This is a genomic window from Aquitalea sp. LB_tupeE, from assembly GCF_013391415.1.
Taxonomy (GTDB): domain Bacteria; phylum Pseudomonadota; class Gammaproteobacteria; order Burkholderiales; family Chromobacteriaceae; genus Aquitalea.
The window spans coordinates 113174-132879 of sequence record NZ_JACAXB010000026.1; the positions used below are offsets into that span (position 1 = coordinate 113174).

Genomic DNA, 19706 nt, shown 5'->3' on the forward strand with positions numbered 1-19706 from the left:
TTTTGATTGACGGCCGTGTGGCCGTCAGGGAGGACGTGATGTCACATGTACTGGACCGGTGGGAACCGGAAAACAAGGACTTCTGGCAGCAGGAGGGCAAGTCGGTTGCCCGGCGCAATTTGTGGATATCCATCCCTGCGCTGATGCTGGCTTTTGTCATCTGGCAGGTATGGAGCGTGGCAGTGCTGAACATGCCCAATATCGGCTTCAGCTATAGCCAGAACCAGCTGTTCTGGCTGGCGGCGCTGCCGGCACTGTCTGGCGCCACGCTGCGCATTTTCTACAGCTTCATGGTGCCGATTTTCGGTGGCCGCAAGTGGACGGCCATTTCTACCGCCAGCTTGCTGGTTCCGGCTGTCGGCATCGGTTATGCAGTGCAGGACCCGAATACCAGCTACATCACCATGGTGGTGCTGGCGCTGCTGTGCGGTTTTGGTGGCGGCAATTTCAGCTCGTCCATGTCCAATATCAGCTTCTTTTTTCCCAAGGCGGAAAAGGGCACGGCGCTGGGGCTGAATGCCGGTCTGGGGAATCTGGGCGTGTCGCTGGTGCAGTTTGTGGTGCCGCTGGTGATTACCATGGGCGTGTTCGGTGCCTTTGGCGGCGAGCCGCAAGCCTGGGTGAAGGCGGCGGTACACAAGAAAATGTGGCTGCAAAACGCCGGTTTTGTCTGGGTGCCCTTTATTGTGCTGTCTACCATTGCCGCCTGGTTTGGCATGAATGACATCGCTTCGGCCCGCGCTTCGTTTGCCGATCAGGTGATCATTTTCAAGCGCAAGCACAATTGGCTGATGTGCTGGCTGTACATTGGCACGTTCGGCTCTTTCATCGGTTTCTCTGCCGGCTTCCCGCTGCTGATGAAAGGCCAGTTTCCGGATGTAGACCCCACCAAGTATGTGTTTTACGGCCCGCTGGTGGGCGCGCTGGCGCGTCCGGTAGGCGGCTGGCTGGCGGACAAGATTGGCGGTGCCAAGGTGACCCAGGCGGTATTCCTGCTGATGATGCTGGCGGTGGGCGGTGTGCTGGGCTTTTTGCCGCATGCCGGTCAGGGCGGCAGTTTCCAGGGTTTCTTTGCCATGTTCCTGTGCCTGTTTGCGCTGACCGGCGTGGGTAATGGCTCCACCTTCATGCAGGTGCCGGTGATTTTCCTCACCCTGCATCAGCGTCTGGCCGGCAAGGGCGAGGCGGCGCAGAAACAGGCTCAGGCCGATGCCACCCGTGAGGCCGCAGCGGTGCTGGGCTTCTCCGGTGCCATCGGGGCTTATGGTGGTTTCTTCATTCCCAAGAGCTATGGCACGTCCATTTCCATGACCGGTGGCGTGGAGGCAGCGCTGTACGCTTTCATCCTGTTCTACGCCAGCTGCGTGCTGATCAACTGGTGGTTCTACGCGCGTAAAAACGCGGAAATGCCTTGCTGATCACTTGCAGCACATGACGTCATGGTCATGGCGGAAAAGAGAAGGAGGCACAGATGTGCCTCCTTTAAAATTTTATTGGCATATTTATTGCTGATGAATCATTGCCTATGCTGCAAAGCATTGCAACACACACCGCAATGATTGTGAGGCCATCATGTTGTCCAGATTCTCCATCGCCAGCAGGTTAAGCGTGCTGATTTTTTCCTTCATCCTGGTCGTCACCGGGCTTGCCGGTGTGCTGTCGATGGAAAAATGGCACAGCCTTGCACAGCTGCAAACATCAAGCCAGTTATTGCAGCTTGCAGGAAAAGCCAGCGGCCTGATTCACCAGTTACAGGCCGAACGCGGCTTGAGCAATGGCTATTTGAGCAAGGCAGGTAGCAGCCTGCCGCCAGAGCTGCAAACGGCACGACAGCAAACCGATAGCGCGCTGGCCGAATTTCACGACAGCCTGGCTCAGTTGCCGGATGCCACTCAGGCTGCCGCAGCCGATACCCATGTGCGCACCTTGTTGCAGGGACGTTCTGCTATCGACAACCGTACTCAGCCGGCCGCCGAGATGTTTACTGCCTATTCGGACAATATCGATCAGTTGATCCGCCTGATTGCGGGCCTGGCAGGCAGCACCAGTGATGCAGGATTGGCACGGGATGCGGTGGCCCTGGTCAATTTGCAATGCCAGAAAGAGTTTGCCGGGCGCGAGCGTGGTTTCATCAATGGCGTGCTGGCGCGTGGCAGCTTTGACCAGGCCACCTTGCTGCAGGCGGGGGGGATGCAGGCGCGGCAACAAGCCTGTGCCAGCCAGTTGCAGTTGGTGGCATCGCCAGGCATTCGCGATGCCTCCTTGCAGACAGACCAGTCTGCCGAGGCCGCAGCCGTCAAAAGCATGCGCCAGCAAATCATGACAACGCCCTTAGGTCAGCCGCAGGGCATGGCACCGGCACAGTGGTTCAAGATGGCCAGTGCATACATTGGCAATCTGAAAAAGCAACAGGACGGCTTGCTGCTGCAACTGAACGAGGATGTGCAACGCCTGTTATCTCAGGCAAGGTTTCAGCTGTGGTTTACCGTGCTAGGCTCAGTGGTCACCATCCTGCTGTTATCTGCATTGGGTTTGGCCATCTACCATAGTGTGGCGCGACCAGTTGCAAAGCTGGAGTCGTTGATGAGCGGCATGAGCCGCGATTTCGATTTGTCCCGCCGGGCAGGGTTTTCCGGCAGTGATGAAGTCGCCCGGATGAGCCATGCGTTTGACCATCTGGTGGATGCCTTTGTCGACACTCTGCGTCAGGTCAAGAGCGAAGCGCACCAGATGATGGCGGCAGCCAGTTCCTTGAGTGGTGTATCGGCTCGGGCGGCCTCTACCGCAGAGGTGCAAAGTCGTTCTTCGGTGGATATTGCCGCAGCCATTGAGCAAATGTCGGCAGGCATTGCTGCCGTGACTGACAATGCCCAGCAGGCCATGCAGGTGGCTCAGGATATGCAGGGCTGTGTCGATGATGGCCGGCAGCGTATGGTGGCCACCGCGCATACCCTGGGTGCAACCGCTGAGGGCCTGACGCATACCGGTGAAAGCGTGAACATGCTGCGCGACAAGTCGGAAGGTATTCACAGTATTGTCACGGCGATCCGCGAAATTGCCGACCAGACCAATCTGCTGGCACTGAACGCTGCGATCGAGGCGGCGCGAGCCGGTGAGATGGGGCGTGGTTTTGCCGTGGTGGCGGATGAGGTGCGCAAGCTGGCCGAGCGCACCAGCAAGGAAACGCTGGACATCGCCGCCTTGATTGAAGAAATCCGCCGTGAAACCCGCAGCGTGGCCGAACAAATGGCCCTTGCGCGCCAGCGCATGCAAGGCGGCATGGCCGAGGTGGACCTGACCGTGGCCGATCTGGCCATGATTCATGCCAAGGCCAGCGATACCGCCGACAAGAGCCGCAACACCACGCTGGCCATGCAGGAGCAGACAGCGGCCAGTAATGATGTAGCCACCAATGTCAGCAAGATTGCTGCACTGGCAGAAAACAATGCCCATATCGTGAGTGAAGCGGCCACGTTGTCCGGCCAGCTTAATCGTACTGCCAGCAAAATGGTGGAGCTGGTCGACCGTTTCCAGCACACCAGTCACTAAGCACGCTGTTTATCTCATGCCAGAGGGCGCAGTGGTCGCCCTCTGTTCGCCTCTGCGCTTGCTCAACAAGCTGATCTGCCTGCCTAGTTCTGCCTACTCCCAATGGCTTAGCCAGCCTCCTCACTCTGCTTTGCTCTGCTGCCACCAGCGGTGAATGGGCGTCGTTGTTGCCCGGACTTAATCTGTCCACCGTAAGCAAAGGCTGCGCGGCGAGGCCGCGGCACCGCATCTGGCGGTAAAAACTCGGAGGCAAGATGAGCCACTTTCTGGACAGACTGAATTTCCTTGGCAAGGTGAAATCCACCTTTGCCGACGGCCATGGGGCGGTGGTCAGTGAAGACCGCCAGTGGGAAAACGCCTATCGCCAACGCTGGCAGCACGACAAGATCGTGCGTTCCACCCACGGGGTGAACTGCACCGGCTCCTGTAGCTGGAAGGTGTACGTCAAAAACGGGCTGATTACCTGGGAAACCCAGCAGACCGACTATCCGCGCACCCGGCCGGACCTGCCCAACCACGAACCGCGCGGCTGCCCGCGTGGTGCGTCGTACAGCTGGTATGTGTATTCGGCCCAACGCGTGAAATATCCGATGATCCGTGGTCGCCTGGCCAAGCTGTGGCGCGAGGCGCGCAAGAGCATGGACCCGGTACAAGCCTGGGAACACATCAGCCAGAACCCGGAACTGGCCAAGCAGTACAAGAGCAAGCGTGGCCAGGGCGGTTTTGTGCGCGCCAACTGGGATGAGGCCAACGAAATCATCGCGGCTTCCAATGCCTATACCATCAAGAATTACGGCCCGGACCGCGTGGTGGGCTTCTCGCCGATTCCGGCCATGTCCATGGTGTCCTACGCCGCGGGCAGCCGTTACCTCAGCCTGATCGGCGGCGTGCCGCTGTCCTTCTACGACTGGTATTGCGACTTGCCGCCGGCCAGCCCGCAAATCTGGGGCGAGCAGACCGACGTGGCCGAATCGGCCGACTGGTACAACTCCACCTACCTGATGGTGTGGGGTTCCAACATCCCGATGACCCGTACCCCGGACGCCCACTTCTATACCGAAGTGCGCTACAAGGGCACCAAGACCGTGGCCGTTTCCAGCGACTTTGGCGAAATGGCCAAGTTCGGTGATATCTGGCTGGCCCCGAAGCAGGGCACCGATGCCGCGCTGGCCATGGCCATGGGCCATGTCATCTTCAAGGAATTCCACCTGGACAAGCCGTCGGCCTACTTCACCGACTACATCCGCCGCTACACCGACATGCCGATGCTGGTGACGTTGCGTCAGGATGGCGAACGCTATGTGCCGGATTACTTCCTGCGCGCCAGCCATCTGGCCAATAACCTGAACGAAGACAACAACCCGGAATGGAAGACCCTGGTCTTTGACGAAACCAGTGGCGACATTGTGGCACCCACCGGCTCCATCGGCTTCCGCTGGGGCCAGAGCGGCAAGTGGAACCTGCAACAGCATGACGGCAGCACGGGGCGCGAGGTATCGGCCCGCCTGTCGCTGATTGAAAACCGTGACGAAGTGGTTGGCGTCGGCTTCCCTTACTTTGGGGCCGAACACGAAGAGCTGCTCACCCGCAATGTACCGGCGCGCAAAGTGGTGCTGGCTGATGGCAGCACCGCGCTGGTGGCCACGGTATTTGACCTGATGGCAGCCAACTACGGTATTGACCGTGGCCTGGGCGGCGGCAACGTCACCAATGACTACATGGCCGACGTACCGTACACCCCGGCCTGGCAGCAAAAGCATACCGGCGTGAAGCCGGAAATGGTGATCCAGGTGGCGCGCGAATTCGCCCAGAATGCCGACCAGACCCATGGCAAATCCATGGTGATTGTCGGTGCTGCGCTCAACCACTGGTATCACATGGACATGAGCTACCGCGGCATCATCAACATGCTGATGCTGTGCGGCTGTATCGGCCAGAGCGGCGGCGGCTGGTGCCACTATGTGGGCCAGGAAAAGCTGCGTCCGCAAACCGGCTGGGCACCGCTGGCCTTTGCCGGTGACTGGGTACGCCCGTTGCGCCAGATGAACGGCACCAGCTTCTTCTACGCCCATACCAGCCAGTGGCGGCATGAAAAGCTGGGCATTAACGAAATCCTGTGCCCGACTGCCGACGGCAAGATGGCCAATATGAGCCTGATCGACTACAACGCCAAGGCCGAGCGCATGGGCTGGCTGCCGTCCACCCCGCAGCTGACCACCAACCCGCTGGACATCACCCGCGCGGCCAAGGCGGCTGGCAAGGACGCCATTCCGTTTGCCGTGGACAGCCTGAAAAACGGCACGCTGGACATGTCCTGCAACGACCCGGACAACCCGAAGAACTTCCCGCGCAATATGTTTGTGTGGCGTTCCAATATCCTGGGCAGCTCCGGCAAGGGCCATGAGTACTTCCTGAAATACCTGCTAGGCACCCAGAACGCAGTGATGGGTAACGAGGAAGATTGCATCAAGCCGACGGAAATCACCGTGCGTCCGGCAGTGGAAGGCAAGCTGGACCTGCTGGTGGTGCTGGACTTCCGCATGTCCACCACCTGCCTGTACGGCGACATCGTGCTGCCGACCGCCACCTGGTACGAGAAGGACGACCTGAACACGTCCGACATGCACCCCTTCATCCACCCGCTGTCCGAAGCCGTGCAGCCGCTGTGGCAAGCCAAGTCCGACTGGGAAATCTACAAGGGCTTTGCCAAGAAGATTTCCGAAATCGGCAAGGACTACCTGGGCGTGCAGCAGGACCTGGTGCTCACCCCGCTGATGCACGACACCCCGCAGGAACTGGGCCAGCCGTTTGACCCGCGTGACTGGAAGAAGGGCGAGTGCGAACCGGTGCCGGGCAAGACCATGCCGGCGATGACCGTGGTGGAGCGCGACTACGGCGCCATCTACGACAAGTTCACCTCCATCGGCCCCTTGCTGGAAAAAGTGGGCAATGGCGGCAAGGGCATCAGCTGGAAAACCGGCCACGAAGTGGACATCCTGCGCGGCCTGAACCATACCGTGGCCGAGGGCGCAGGCAAGGGCCAGCCCAAGCTCAATACCGCCATCGACGCGGCCGAGATGATTCTGACCCTGGCACCGGAAACCAACGGCCACGTGGCAGTGAAAGCCTGGGAGGCCTTGTCCAAGGTAACCGGTATCGACCACACCCATCTGGCACTGCCGCGCGAGCATGACAGCATCCGCTTCCGCGATGTGCAGGCGCAGCCGCGCAAGATCATTTCCTCGCCGACCTGGTCTGGCCTGGAAAGCGAAGAAGTCAGCTACAACGCCGGTTACACCAATGTGCACGAGCTGATTCCATGGCGCACCATCACCGGCCGCCAGCAGTTCTATCAGGATCACCAGTGGATGCGCGCCTTTGGCGAAGGCCTGTGCGTGTTCAAGCCGCACGTGGACCTGAAAACCACCCAGGCCATCCTGGGCAAGAAGTCCAACGGCAATCACGAGCTGGTGCTCAACTTCATCACCCCGCACCAGAAATGGGGCATTCACAGTACCTATTCGGACAACCTGCGCATGCTGACGCTGTCGCGTGGCGGTCCGCACGTATGGGTGTCGGAAGTGGACGCCAAGAAGGCTGGCATCGTCGACAACGACTGGATCGAAGTGTTCAACGTCAACGGCACGCTGACCGCCCGTGCGGTGGTATCGCAGCGCGTACCGGAAGGCATGACGCTGATGTACCACGCCCAGGAGAAGATCGTGAACGTGCCGGGGGCGGAAACCAGCGGCAAGCGCGGCGGCATCCACAACTCGGTCACCCGTGCCGTGACCAAGCCCACGCACATGATTGGCGGTTACGCCCAGTTGTCCTGGGGCTTCAACTACTACGGGACGGTGGGTGCCAACCGTGACGAATTCGTCATCGTGCGCAAGATGAAAAAAGTTGACTGGCTGGACCAAGTGGCACAGCCCGCAGGAGACACCAAATGAAAATCCGTGCACAAATCGGCATGGTGCTGAACCTGGACAAGTGCATTGGCTGCCATACCTGTTCAGTCACCTGCAAAAACGTCTGGACCAGCCGCGACGGTGTGGAATACGCCTGGTTCAACAACGTGGAAAGCAAACCCGGCGTCGGCTACCCCAAGGACTGGGAAAACCAGGAAAAATGGCAGGGCGGCTGGGAGCGCAAGCCCAATGGCAAGCTGGTGCCCAAGCAGGGCGGCAAGATGCGCATTCTGGCCAATATCTTTGCCAACCCCAATCTGCCGTCGATTGACGACTACTACGAGCCCTTCACCTTCGACTACGAGCACCTGCAGAACGCGCCGGAAATGCAGACGCCGCCGACGGCCCGCCCGGTGTCGGTGCTGACCGGCAAGAAGATGGACAAGATCGAATGGGGCCCCAACTGGGAAGACGACCTGGGCGGCGAGTTCTCCAAGCGCAGCAAGGATGCCTTGTTTGAAGGCATCCAGAAGGAAATGTACTCGGCTTTCGAGAACACCTTCCTGATGTATCTGCCGCGCCTGTGCGAACACTGCCTGAACCCGGCCTGTGTCGCCTCTTGCCCGTCCGGCTCCATCTACAAGCGCGAAGACGACGGCATCGTGCTGATCGACCAGGACAAGTGCCGTGGCTGGCGCATGTGCGTGTCCGGCTGCCCGTACAAGAAGATTTACTACAACTGGACCAGCGGCAAGGCCGAGAAGTGCATCTTCTGCTACCCGCGTATCGAGGCCGGTCAGCCGACCGTGTGCTCGGAAACCTGTGTCGGCCGCATCCGCTACCTGGGCGTGCTGCTGTACGATGCCGACCGCATCGAAGCCGCCGCCAGCGTGGAAGACCCGAAGAGCCTGTACGAAGCCCAGCTGGGCGTGTTCCTGGACCCGAATTCGCCGGAAATCCAGGCCGAAGCGCGCAAGCAGGGCATTCCGGAAGCCTGGATTACTGCCGCGCAGAATTCGCCGGTGTACAAGATGGCCATGGAGTGGAAAGTCGCCTTCCCGCTGCATCCGGAATACCGCACCCTGCCCATGGTGTGGTACATCCCGCCGCTGTCGCCCATCCAGAGTGCGCTGGAAAACGGCCTGATCGGTGAAAACGGCATCATCCCGGACGTGAAGGACCTGCGCATCCCCATCCGCTATCTGGCCAACCTGCTGACTGCAGGCAAGGAAGAGCCGGTGGTGAGCGCGCTGGAAACCATGGTGGCCATGCGTCGTTACATGCGCAAAAAGAGCGTGGAAAAGGTCAGCGACCCGGCCACCCTGCGCGGCACGCATCTGAAACCGGCCCAGGTGGAAGAAATGTACCAGGTGATGGCGATTGCCAATTACGAAGACCGCTTCGTAATTCCGTCCAGCCACAAGGAAATGGTGGAAAACACCTTCGACGACAAGGCCAGCTGCGGCTTCACCTTCGGCAATGGCTGCTCTGGCGGCACATCCGAAGGCAGTCTGTTCGGCAAGAAGAAGGCCACGCCCATCGTGTTCCACGACATGCGGCGCGACCGCAAGGCCAACGCCGGGAGCTAAGCCATGAACCAGTCACTGTTCAAGATTGCCTCGGCCCTGCTGTGCTATCCGGAGCCCGAGTTGCTGGCGGCGCTGGATGACATCCGTAGCGCACTGCAGGCTACGCCGACGGCAGCCAGCATGCTGGAACCGCTGCTGGCCCAGTTGGAGGGTAGCGATCTGATTGCGCTGCAGGAAGGCTATGTGCAAACCTTCGACCGCAGCCCGGCGCACTCGCTGCATCTGTTCGAGCATGTGCATGGCGAAGACCGCGCCCGCGGTCAGGCCATGGTGGACCTGATGGAAGAGTACAAGGCCCACGGTTTCGAGCCGGTTTGTGCCGAGTTGCCGGACTACGTACCGCTGTTCCTCGAGTTCCTGTCGCAGTGCGAGGCAGAAGAGGGCAGCCGCCTGCTGGGCGACGCGGTGCATGTGCTGGGCCATATCGCCGGCAAGCTGCGCGATTCGTCCTCGCCCTATGCCGGGGTGCTGGACCTGCTGGTGTGGCTGTCCCCAGTGCCGCCCGAGCCCTTGAGCGTGCCACCGATCCGCGACATGGACGAACTGCTGGAAACCTTTGGCCCCGGTGTGGATGGCAGCGAGCCCCTGCTCAAGCCCGCCATGCCGGCCATTGCTCCGGTCAACTTCTACCCGTCGCGACCCGGCGCCTGAATCTGCCCGTTCCCGGCCCGCTCGGTCACGGGCTGGCCGGAACAGCAAGGAGAGAGATATGGACTATCTGCATCAATTTGTTTTCGGGATTTATCCCTATATCGCGCTCAGCATCTTTTTGCTGGGCAGCCTGATTCGCTTTGAGCGCGAACAGTACAGCTGGAAGAGCGAATCCTCCCAACTGGTGTATCGCGGTAATCTGCGCCTGGGCAACATCCTGTTCCACATTGGCGTGCTGGGCCTGTTCTTTGGCCATCTGGTGGGCTTGCTCACCCCGCTGAGCGTGTGGGAAGCGCTGGGTGTCACCCATAGCTTCAAACAGGTATTTGCCATGACGGCCGGTGGCATCATGGGTTCGCTGGGCCTGGTCGGTTTGTTGATCCTGCTGCATCGCCGCCTGAGCAGCGAACGTCTGGCAGCCAACACCACCTGGCGCGACAAACTGGTACTGCTGTGGCTGCTGGCCACCCTGCTGCTGGGCCTGTCCACCATTGCCGTGTCCGCCCAGCATCTGGATGGCCACGAAATGGTGCTGCTGATGACCTGGGCGCAGCATGTGGTGACTTTCCGTGGCGATGCCGCGCAGTTCATCGTGACCGCCTCGCCCATCTTCAAGCTGCACCTGTTCATGGGGATGAGCGTGTTTGTCATCTTCCCCTTTACCCGTCTGGTGCATGTGTGGAGCGGCTTTGGCGCCGTTGCTTATCTGGGCCGCGCCTGGCAGCTGGTACGCCCACGCGCCTGAGTGGCAAATCATTGAACAGCAAAGGCCCTGCGGGGCCTTTTTTCATGGCTGTCCTGTTCTGGAGTGGGCAGTGCTGCTATACCGGAAAAATCATCCGTCGCCGCGCAAGCTTGTCATGGTCTGCTTGCCGGTGTTCACTGTGCTGTCTGGCTGGCATGTCTGGTGGGGTACACGGCATCCGCCGGAGGAAATGATCAAGAGTCAGCGCCTTCGGGGGCTGGCGGCTAAGTGATTTGCGTCAATGCTGCTAGTATTTGATCGAATAAATTAATACAGCTGTTCTTTCAAATTCAAGATGTCGGGGATGGTCTGTCGCTTGCCGTACCAGCCGGGCTGCGGTATCTCCACATGGTCACCGCGACCATTCACCATGGCCTGCCTGTTGTTTGCCTGCTGTTCCATTCCGTACTGATGCACTGGCCGCAGGATGCCTGCTGTTTGCTGGCGGCCACTGTGCCGTCCCCGACCTGTTTTGCAGCCTGCCTTGCGGTGGTCTGCCCCTTGTCTTGCAAAGCCATTACCATGAACAGCAATTACAAAGCCACCCAGGCAGATTTTTACCATTACATGCGCGGCAGGTTGTTCAAGCCGGTCATGTTTCTGGAAGGCGCCTGCATTGTGTTCATCATTGCCAGCTTCCTGATGAACCCTTATCTGGCATCGGGTATCTCGCATGTCGAAGCCATCTTGCTAGCCTGCATCATGTTGATCAGTCTGGCCAAGGCCCTTTCGCCCAGCATCCTGTTATGGCGGGTGGGAACCTGCCTGTATTCGGTGGTGCTGATCCTGATTTTTGCGCTGGAAGTGCAGGACATGGCCGGGCGGGGCGACCCTTTCATCCTCCCCATCCTCATTTCCCTCTGGTTTTACAACGCCTTTGTCACACCATCGAAGTATGACTGTCTGGGCATTGTTTGCCTTACCGGTACTGCTGCCAGCTATATCAGCGGCCAACACCTGCTGCAGGGGGTGGCTCCGGCGCTGTTCGCCTTGCTGGTGTTCGGCGTATTCGTGGTGGCCATCACCCTGAACCGCACCATGTTGGCCATGATGTACTCGATGTTTTTCATGCAGGATGAATTCCGGCGGCTGGCCGAAATCGACCCGCTCACTCGCATTGCCAACCGGCGCTCGCTGTTTGCCCACCTGGATGCGCGCTTGCCGGACAGCAAGGGGCTGCACTGGTACTGGGTGCTGATTGATCTGGATGATTTCAAGCAGATCAACGACAGCCACGGCCACGCGGCGGGGGACCAGGTGCTGGTGTGTTTTGCCGACTTGCTGGAGCGGCTGAGCAAGCCAGCCTGTCCGGGGCGTATCGGTGGCGAGGAGTTCGGTTTGCTGCTGTGCCGGGCGTCGCTTACGGAAGTCGGGCAACTGCTGGAGCAATTGCAAACCGCCGCCGCCGAGGCCAGGCCCGGTGGGGTCAGCTTCAGTTTTAGTGCCGGGGTGGCGGCGTTTTCGTCCGGCCTGGCCGTCAGTGAAGTACTGCGCGCGGCGGACCAGGCCATGTATGAAGCCAAGCGCCTGGGTAAGCGTCAGGTAGTGTTTGCCCAGAATAACGCGGTCACGGTTCCGGCCTGAGCAGGGCTGGCACAGCTTACGCTTGACGGTGTGTGGCCAGGTGCTGCGCAGCCAGTTCCCAGAAGCCTGCCACCAGGGCGGATGGCTTGCCCGGTGGGCGAATCAGCCCGATTTCCCAGCAGGCCGCCTCGCCCTCTAGCTGCACGGTGCGGACACGCTGTTGCCCCAGGCTGGTGGACGCCGGGATGATGCTCCAGGCAATGCCTGCCGCGGCAAGGGCAATGGCGGCCGGGAAGTCGCTGACGTTTTGCTGGCCTGCGCTGTGCAGTTGCGCGCTGGCCAGATAGTGCTGCACGTGGTCGTGATAGGCCGGTGCCTTGTCCCGTCCCACCAAGGCCAGCGGCAGGGCTGCCAAGTCTTGCAGGGTGCCGTCGGGTGGCAGTTCCGCTGGCAGCACGGCCATGAAGCGGTCTTGCAACACGGTAAGACAAGGCCAGCCGACCGGCGCGGGCAGGCGGCAAAAGCCCAGGTCCAGCCGTCCCTCACGCATGGCCTGCCACTGATGGTGGCTGGACAGGTCGTTCAGCACGATCTGCACCTGTGGCCGCTGTTGCCGGAAGTGCGACAGCAGGGCGGGCAGCAAGGCATGAGTGGACGAGCCAAAGCCGATGCGCAAGCTCCCCGCCGTGCCAGCCTGTACCGCCTTGGCCTTGCGCAGCCAGATTTGTCCATCCTCCAGCCACTGACAGGCATCGGCATGTAGGGCCTGACCCAGGCTGCTCAGCACGGTGCCACCGGCACTGCGTTCAAACAGCGCCGCACCAACCTCATCTTCCAGCCGTCGTATCTGTTTGCTCAGCGCGGACTGGGTGATATGCAGGCGGCTGGCCGCCTGGCCAAAATGCAGCAGTTCGCCCAGCACCACAAATGCCTTCACGTCGCGTACTTCCATCATTCCTCGCAGGACTGGAAAAGTTGAAAAATCATCACTGGATGGAATCATAGCCCGGGTGCATGCTGCTGCATGAATTTTTTGCCGGAGGCCCATGTCATGCACCATCAACAGTTATTGCCGTTTCCCGAGGACTTTCTGTGGGGGGCGGCTTCGGCTGCCTATCAGGTAGAAGGTGGCTGGAATGCCGACGGCAAGGGCCCTTCGGTATGGGACAGTTTCAGCCACCAGCCGGGGCATACGTTCAAGGGCAGCAATGGTGATGTGGCGGTGGATCATTATCATCGTTACCCGGAAGACATCGCCCTGATGGCGGAAATGGGCCTCACCGCCTATCGCTTTTCCGTCAGTTGGCCGCGCATTTTTCCGGATGGACGCGGGCAGCCGAACGAAGCCGGGCTGGCGTTTTACGACAGGCTGATCGACAGCCTGCGTGCGCATGGCATCGAGCCGGTGCTCACCCTGTATCACTGGGACTTGCCGCAGGCCTTGCAGGACGAATACGGCGGCTGGGAAGACCGGCGCATCATTGCCGACTTCACCCAGTATTGCATCACCCTGTATCAGCGTTTTGGCAGCAAGGTGAAATACTGGGTGTCGCTGAACGAGCAAAACTACAACCTGAGCAATGCCTACCTGCTGGGCACCCACCCGCCCGCCGTGCAGGACCGCAAGCGTTTTTACACCGCCAACCATCACGCCTTTCTGGCCAATGCCAGTGCGATTGCCGCCTTCCGCCAATGGGTGCCGCAGGGGCTGATCGGCCCCAGCTTTGCCTATTCTCCGGCCTATGCCGCCAGCAGCAGCCCCGCGGACATGCTGGCCTTTGACAATGCCGAGGAATTTACCAACCTCTGGTGGCTGGATACCTATTGCCTGGGCCGTTACCCGGCAGCCGCATTGCACTGGCTGCAAGCACGCGGCGAAGCGCCGGACATCCTGCCGGGCGATACCGCACTGCTGCGGCGCGGCCAGCCGGATTTTATCGGCGTCAATTACTACCAGACCCATTGCTATACCGATAATCCGGCCGATGGCGTGGGCATGCAGCGCATCAATACCACCGGCCAGAAAGGCAGCACCCCTGCCAGCGGCGTGCCCGGCCTGTACAAGACCCGGCCCAATCCGCATGTGCCCACCAGCAACTGGGACTGGGCCATCGACCCCACCGGCCTGCGTATCGGCCTGCGCCGCCTGACTTCACGTTATGCCTTGCCCTTGCTGATTACCGAAAACGGGCTGGGGGAGTTCGACCAGCTGACAGCAGAAGGCCGCGTGCATGACGACTACCGCATCGACTATCTGCGCAGCCATCTTGCCGCCTGCCAGCAGGCCATCAGTGACGGCGTGAACTTGCTGGGCTATTGCGCCTGGTCCTTCACCGACATCCTCAGCTGGCTCAACGGCTATCAGAAGCGCTACGGGTTTGTGTACGTGGACCGGGATGAACAGGACTGCCGCAGCCTGCAGCGCATCCGCAAGGACAGCTTTTTCTGGTATCAACGGGTGATTGCCAGCGGCGGAGCCTGCCTGGACTGATGCCGGGCCGCGCAATTCGCGCACAAGATGCAAGATGCCAGCGCACGGCATCTGCGCGATAATCCCGCCAGCGCGGCACCTTTGGCCGCATGGTCGGAGCAAGCATGCAGCAGGTGATGGAACACGGTTTTGAAATGGCCTTGCCGGAGGATTACCAGCCGCAAAGCGTGCTGGCCTATCATGGCCGCGACCAGGCAGGCCCGGCCGAACGCTGGCAAGACCGGCACTTGCGCAAAGGCGTGCTGCTGCAGGGGGCTGCGGTGGAATTAGCGCTGTGTTTTGAACCGGGCCGCTTGCAGGCCCGGGTGTGCGGTGCGGCCAGCCACCCCTGGCCTGTCTTGTTGCCGCAGGTGCAGCAGGCGGTGCGACGTATGGCCGGGCTGAACGGCCAGCGTGAGGCCTGGATGCAACTGGCCCGCCAGCAGCCGGATGCCGCCCGCTTGCTGGCGGGCAAACCCGCGCTGTGGCTGCCGCTGACCGCCGAGCCATTCGAGGCGCTGTGCTGGGCCATCATCGGCCAGCAAATCAATCTGTCCTTTGCTACCGCGCTTAGACGCAGCCTGATTCAACTGGCGGGCGTACCGATTACCGGCAGTGACTTGCTGGCCCATCCCGGTCCGGGGGAGGTCGCTGCACTGTCTGCCGAGCAGCTGACGGCGCAGCGTTTTTCCCGTTCCAAGGCAGCGTACCTGCTGGGTGCCGCCCGCGCCGTGCTGGATGGCAGCCTGCCGCTGGCTGTGCTGTCCGGCCTGGACGCTGCCGAGGCAGAACGCCGACTGCTGGCCCTGCATGGCGTGGGGCCGTGGACTGCACGCTATGTGATGCTGCGTGGCCTCGGCCTGGCCGATTGTGCGCCGATTGGCGACAGCGGCCTTGCCACCGCCTTGCAGCGCTTTCATGCACTGCCAGCCCGGCCCGATGCCCGCCAGACCGAGCAGCTGATGCAAGTCTTTTCCCCTTGTCGCAGCCTGGCCACCCTGCATTTGTGGGCCAGCCTGACGGAGCAAGCATGAAACCCGTGATATCCGATTTGTTCAGTCAGGACGCACCTGACTTGTCCAGCCTTCCCGCGCCAGCTTCCCGCAGCACCGCTCCATTGTTTGCCCAGGGTGGCTTGTGGGACGGTGGCGACGCCAGCACAAACCGCACCGCAGCCAGTCCGGTGTCTGAGCATGACAGCATGACAGCCAGCAGCGTGCCACCCAATGCCGCTTGCCACGGCGTGGTGGACACCCGCTTCGGTCCCGCCATGGTGTGGCTGGATTTGCAAGGCCGTTTGCTGCGGCTGGATTTTCATCTGGAACAGGAAATGCAGCGGGCGGTGTTGTCCGGCAGCCGTCGCGACGACGCCGCCGTGGCCGAGGTGGCGCGTCAGCTGCACGAATACCAGCGCGGCGAGCGGCGCAGTTTTACTATCCCGCTGGCGGCGCACGGTACGGATTTCCAGCAGGAAGTCTGGGCGGCGCTGTGCCAGATACCCTACGGCCAGACCATGAGCTATGGCGAACTGGCACTGGCCTTGGGCAAGCCCGGCGCGGCACGCGCAGTGGGGCGGGCCAATGCGACAAATCCGATTGCACTGATCGTGCCCTGCCATCGGGTGCTGGGGGCGGATGGCAGCCTGACTGGTTACGCCGGTGGACTGGCGCTGAAGGCGGACTTGTTGCGCTTTGAACAGGAAAACACCGTACCCGGCCTGTTTGCCGACTGAGCGCCCTGTTTTATAGCAATGGCCCCAGCATGGCGATGGCATTGTTCCACAGCCGTCGCCACAGCGGCCAGGCAGCCACGCTGTCAGGCTCCACCAGGCTGCAATGCTGCAAGTATTGCTGCTGCCGCTGGTGCAGGGCGGTGGTGAGTTGCCGGTCGTGGCACAGCAGATTGTTTTCGTAATTCAGCTCGAAACTGCGCCGGTCCAGATTGGCCGAGCCGATCAGGCAGATGTCTTCGTCCACCGTCAGCAGTTTGCTGTGCAGCAAGCCGCCGTGATATTCGGCAATCACCACCCCGGCAGCCAGCAGCTCGGCGTAATAGCTGCGGCTGGCGGCGCTCACCACCAGCGAATCGTTGCGTGCCGGTAGCTGCAAGGTGGTGGCCACCCCGCGCTGGGCCGCCGCGCACAGGGCGGATTGCAAGGCTTCGTCCGGTACGTAGTAGGGGGTGGTGATGGTCAGGCGGTGCTGTGCGCTGTACATCAGCGCCACGAACAGTTCCGGCATGGCCGAATGGCGTGCGGTGGGGCCGGTGCCTATCACCTGGGCCAGCAGTCCGCTGGCCGGGTGCTCTGGCGGCGGCGCTGGGGTAGTCGTGAGTAGCGGCAGCAGGTCTTCGCCTATGGCCAGCATCCAGTCGGTGACAAACAGCCGCTGCATTTGCTGTACCACCGTGCCCTCCACCCGGATGACCGCATCCACCCACGGGGCAAAGCGCGGCTTGATGCGGAATTCAGGGTCGGCACAGTTCTGGCTGCCGCAGTAGCCGGTGTAGTGGTCTATCACCACGATCTTGCGGTGATTGCGCAGGTCTATCCGCCCGCTGAAGGGGCGCAGCAAAGGGTTGCCCACCGGCAAGGTAGCCGCCACTTTCACCCCGGCGTCTTGCATCTGCTGCCACAAGGGAGAGCGCAACAGCAAGCGCGACCCCACATCATCCACCAATACCCGACAGCTGAGGCCACGCTGCGCGGCGCGCATGAGGGCCTGGGCCACCCGGCTGCCGTTGTTATCCGGCAGCCAGATATAAAACAACAGGTGGGCATGATGGCGGGCAGCATCAATGTCGGCCACCAGGTGGTCTATGGTGCTGTCGCTGTCCGGCATCAGTTCCGCCCGGTTGCCCGCACTGGGGGCAAAGCCGCTGATGGACTGCCCAATGCGAAACAGCTGGCCGGCCGTGGCTGACAGTGCCGTCGGCGGCGCGGTGTGGGGCAGGGCGGGCAAGGGGGGCAACTGCTGCTGGATGCGTGCCAGCCTGGCCATGCGGCGGCGACCTATGCTCACTTCGCCCAGCAGCAGATAGGCCAGCATGCCCATGACCGGCATGGTGGCCACCACCACGGTCCAGGCCACCCGGGCGGCGGGGTCGCGGTAGGGGCGCAACAGCACGCGCATGATCAGCAGCAGTTGCAGGCTGACATGCAGCAGGATGATCAGACTAGTCGTGGCAGGCATGCCTGCCATCATGCCAGAGCCTGCCTGGCAGCGTCCAAAGCGCGCGGACACCTGCATTGACGCCACCAGAGACGGCTGCACACAATGGCGGCTGCACAGCGGGAGAGCGGAATATGGACAGAGCAGGGGGCAAGGGCCGGCAACTGGAAGTAGGTGGGCGCATCATTCATGTGCATCGCTTGCCGCTGAAACTGGGACACGACATCTACCACGTGGCCATGACCATGAGCTGGCCGCAGTTTTACGTGGCCATTGCCGCGCTGTTTTTTGTGCTCAACATGCTGTTTGCCAGCTTGTACCAGTTGGGCGAGGCCAGCATTGCCAACCAGTTTCCGCGCGATTTCTGGGGCGCGTTTTTCTTCAGCGTGGAAACCCTGGCCACCGTGGGTTACGGCGACATGCACCCGCAAACGGTGTACGCCCACATCATCAGCATGCTGGAAATCTTCATCGGCATGATGAGCCTGGCGCTGGTAACCGGCGTTACCTTTGCCCGTTTTTCCCTGCCACGCTCGCGCATCGTGTTTGCCCGGAATCCGGTGATCCGCCAGATGGATGGCGTGCCGGTACTGATGCTGCGTGCTGCCAATGCCCGGCAGAATGTCATTGTGGATGCCAGTGCCCAGCTGCATGTGCTGTTTGATACCGTCAGCCGCGAGGGCACCCGCCTGCGCCGCCTGCACGACCTCAAATTACAGCGCCAGCACCATCCCATGTTCGTGCTCAGCTGGACACTGATGCATGTGATCGACGCGCACAGCCCGCTGTTCGGGCTGGATGCCGATGCGCTGGCCGGGCTGCGTGCCGGTTTCATCCTGTCCATCAGCGGCAGCGATGAAATCACCCGTCAGAGCATGGCCTCGCGCCATGTGTTCCGCCACGATGACATCCGCTGGAACTACCAGTACCAGGACTTGCTGTACACCGATGATCAGGGCGAGGACCATGTCGACTTCGGCCTGTTGCACGCCATCTCCCCCATGCCCGCCACCCCGGTGCAGCAGGATGCTCCCGGCATGTGATTCCCCGCACTCTCGCTTCCGCTACAATGACACGGCCTGTCGCTCAGGACCGGTCGGCCTCGATGCCGACTGCCAATAACAGCGGCGGTCCACCGGGCCAGCCGCATCAGGAAGTGAAGGAAAATTCATGGCGGGAGCCAGTCTGTTAACCTTGATTGATGATATTGCCACCGTGCTGGACGATGTGGCGGCCATGACCAAAGTGGCCGCGCGCAAGACCGCCGGGGTGCTGGGGGATGACCTGGCACTGAATGCCGAACAAGTGGCCGGGGTGCGCGCCGAGCGCGAATTGCCGGTGGTGTGGGCGGTGGCGCGCGGGTCCTTGCGCAACAAGGCCATTCTGGTGCCGCTGGCACTGGCGCTCAGCGCTTTTGCACCATGGGCGGTGATGCCCTTGCTGATGCTGGGTGGGGTGTATCTCTGCCTGGAGGGCATGGAAAAGTTGGCGCATCCGCTGCTACATGACAAGACCGGGGACGCTGTGCATCAGACAGAACTGGAAGCCATGCAGGACGACCCGGCCATCGACCTGTTGCAGCTCGAAGCGGAAAAAGTAAAGGGAGCTATCCGTACCGACTTTGTGCTGTCGGCGGAAATCATCGCCATCACGCTGGGTACGGTGGCATCCGCCGCCTTTACCTCGCAACTGGTGGTGCTGGTGGGGGTGGCGCTGATCATGACCGTGGGGGTGTATGGCTTTGTCGGCCTGCTGGTGAAGCTGGACGATATCGGCCTGTTCCTGCTGTGCCGGGGCGGTACCATCAACAGCCTGATCGGACGCGGGCTGATTCAGGGCATGCCCTGGCTGATGAAGGCACTGGCGGTCATTGGCACCGTGGCCATGTTCATGGTGGGTGGCGGCATCATCAGCCATGGCTGGCCCTGGTTGCACCATGCCATTGAGAGCCTGGTGCACCCGCTGTCGCATCTGCCAGGTGTCGGTGCCCTGTCCCGCCTGCTGTTGCCCGCCATTCTGGATGTGCTGGTGGGCATGATGGCCGGTACGTTGGCGTTGGGCTTGTTACTGGCCTGGCAGCGTCTGCGACGCTAAGCG

Annotated in this window: 15 protein-coding genes; 12 read left to right on the forward strand and 3 right to left on the reverse strand. The window is 61.3% G+C overall.

Going from position 1 to position 19706, the window contains the following annotated elements:
* The first annotated feature begins 38 nt into the window (after nucleotides 1-38).
* The 6 genes from HWX34_RS13420 to narI all read left to right on the forward strand — a co-directional run bounded on the left by HWX34_RS13420 (nucleotide 39) and on the right by narI (nucleotide 10445).
* On the forward strand, nucleotides 39-1418 hold the full coding sequence (locus HWX34_RS13420) for a NarK family nitrate/nitrite MFS transporter (RefSeq protein WP_178972712.1): 1380 nt from the start codon (nucleotides 39-41) through the stop codon (nucleotides 1416-1418).
* A gap of 154 nt (nucleotides 1419-1572) precedes the next feature.
* The gene (locus HWX34_RS13425; protein ID WP_178972713.1) at nucleotides 1573-3549 is read left to right on the forward strand and encodes a methyl-accepting chemotaxis protein; all 1977 of its coding nucleotides are present in this window, start codon (nucleotides 1573-1575) and stop codon (nucleotides 3547-3549) included.
* Nucleotides 3550-3803: 254 nt separating this feature from the next.
* Nucleotides 3804-7502, forward strand: coding sequence for a nitrate reductase subunit alpha (locus tag HWX34_RS13430; RefSeq protein WP_178972714.1), 3699 nt, complete (start codon nucleotides 3804-3806; stop codon nucleotides 7500-7502).
* Complete coding sequence (gene narH / locus HWX34_RS13435) at nucleotides 7499-9049, forward strand: nitrate reductase subunit beta (protein ID WP_178972715.1); 1551 nt, start codon at nucleotides 7499-7501, stop codon at nucleotides 9047-9049. Before HWX34_RS13430 ends, narH begins: the two co-directional genes overlap by 4 nt.
* A 3-nt stretch (nucleotides 9050-9052) precedes the next feature.
* Nucleotides 9053-9700, forward strand: coding sequence for a nitrate reductase molybdenum cofactor assembly chaperone (gene narJ / locus HWX34_RS13440; protein ID WP_178972716.1), 648 nt, complete (start codon nucleotides 9053-9055; stop codon nucleotides 9698-9700).
* A gap of 58 nt (nucleotides 9701-9758) precedes the next feature.
* On the forward strand, nucleotides 9759-10445 hold the full coding sequence (gene narI / locus HWX34_RS13445) for a respiratory nitrate reductase subunit gamma (RefSeq protein WP_178972717.1): 687 nt from the start codon (nucleotides 9759-9761) through the stop codon (nucleotides 10443-10445).
* A 267-nt stretch (nucleotides 10446-10712) separates the two neighbouring features.
* Here narI and HWX34_RS21345 read toward each other — a convergent pair whose 3' ends face one another.
* Nucleotides 10713-10847: a hypothetical protein gene (locus HWX34_RS21345; RefSeq protein WP_255496729.1), complete on the reverse strand. Its 135-nt coding sequence runs from the start codon at nucleotides 10845-10847 to the stop codon at nucleotides 10713-10715.
* 120 nt (nucleotides 10848-10967) lie between these two features.
* Here HWX34_RS21345 and HWX34_RS13450 point away from each other — a divergent pair, with 120 nt between their 5' ends.
* Nucleotides 10968-12029, forward strand: a complete 1062-nt coding sequence (locus tag HWX34_RS13450; protein WP_178972718.1) for a GGDEF domain-containing protein — start codon at nucleotides 10968-10970, stop codon at nucleotides 12027-12029.
* Between the two features lie 16 nt (nucleotides 12030-12045).
* On the opposite strand, the gene HWX34_RS13455 is transcribed toward HWX34_RS13450, so the two are convergent.
* The gene (locus HWX34_RS13455) at nucleotides 12046-12924 is read right to left on the reverse strand and encodes a LysR family transcriptional regulator (protein WP_218645176.1); all 879 of its coding nucleotides are present in this window, start codon (nucleotides 12922-12924) and stop codon (nucleotides 12046-12048) included.
* Between the two features lie 96 nt (nucleotides 12925-13020).
* On the opposite strand from HWX34_RS13455, the gene HWX34_RS13460 reads away from it, so the two are divergent.
* From HWX34_RS13460 to HWX34_RS13470, 3 genes are all read left to right on the forward strand, one after another.
* Nucleotides 13021-14460: a glycoside hydrolase family 1 protein gene (locus HWX34_RS13460; protein WP_178972719.1), complete on the forward strand. Its 1440-nt coding sequence runs from the start codon at nucleotides 13021-13023 to the stop codon at nucleotides 14458-14460.
* A gap of 104 nt (nucleotides 14461-14564) precedes the next feature.
* Entirely contained in the window at nucleotides 14565-15473 is a 909-nt protein-coding gene (locus tag HWX34_RS13465) for a DNA-3-methyladenine glycosylase (RefSeq protein ID WP_178972720.1), read from the forward strand.
* Nucleotides 15470-16171, forward strand: a complete 702-nt coding sequence (locus tag HWX34_RS13470) for a methylated-DNA--[protein]-cysteine S-methyltransferase (RefSeq protein WP_255496730.1) — start codon at nucleotides 15470-15472, stop codon at nucleotides 16169-16171. The genes HWX34_RS13465 and HWX34_RS13470 overlap by 4 nt, the downstream gene beginning before the upstream one ends.
* 10 nt (nucleotides 16172-16181) lie before the next feature.
* On the opposite strand, the gene cls is transcribed toward HWX34_RS13470, so the two are convergent.
* Entirely contained in the window at nucleotides 16182-17630 is a 1449-nt protein-coding gene (cls, locus tag HWX34_RS13475) for a cardiolipin synthase (RefSeq protein WP_218645177.1), read from the reverse strand.
* A gap of 113 nt (nucleotides 17631-17743) precedes the next feature.
* Between cls and HWX34_RS13480 the strand changes: the two genes are divergently transcribed.
* A complete protein-coding gene (locus HWX34_RS13480; protein ID WP_178972721.1) occupies nucleotides 17744-18652 on the forward strand; it encodes an ion channel in 909 nt (302 codons plus the stop codon).
* 127 nt (nucleotides 18653-18779) lie between these two features.
* Nucleotides 18780-19703 (forward strand): DUF808 domain-containing protein, encoded by a 924-nt coding sequence (locus tag HWX34_RS13485; protein WP_178972722.1) that lies wholly within the window; start codon nucleotides 18780-18782, stop codon nucleotides 19701-19703.
* Nucleotides 19704-19706: the final 3 nt, after the last annotated feature.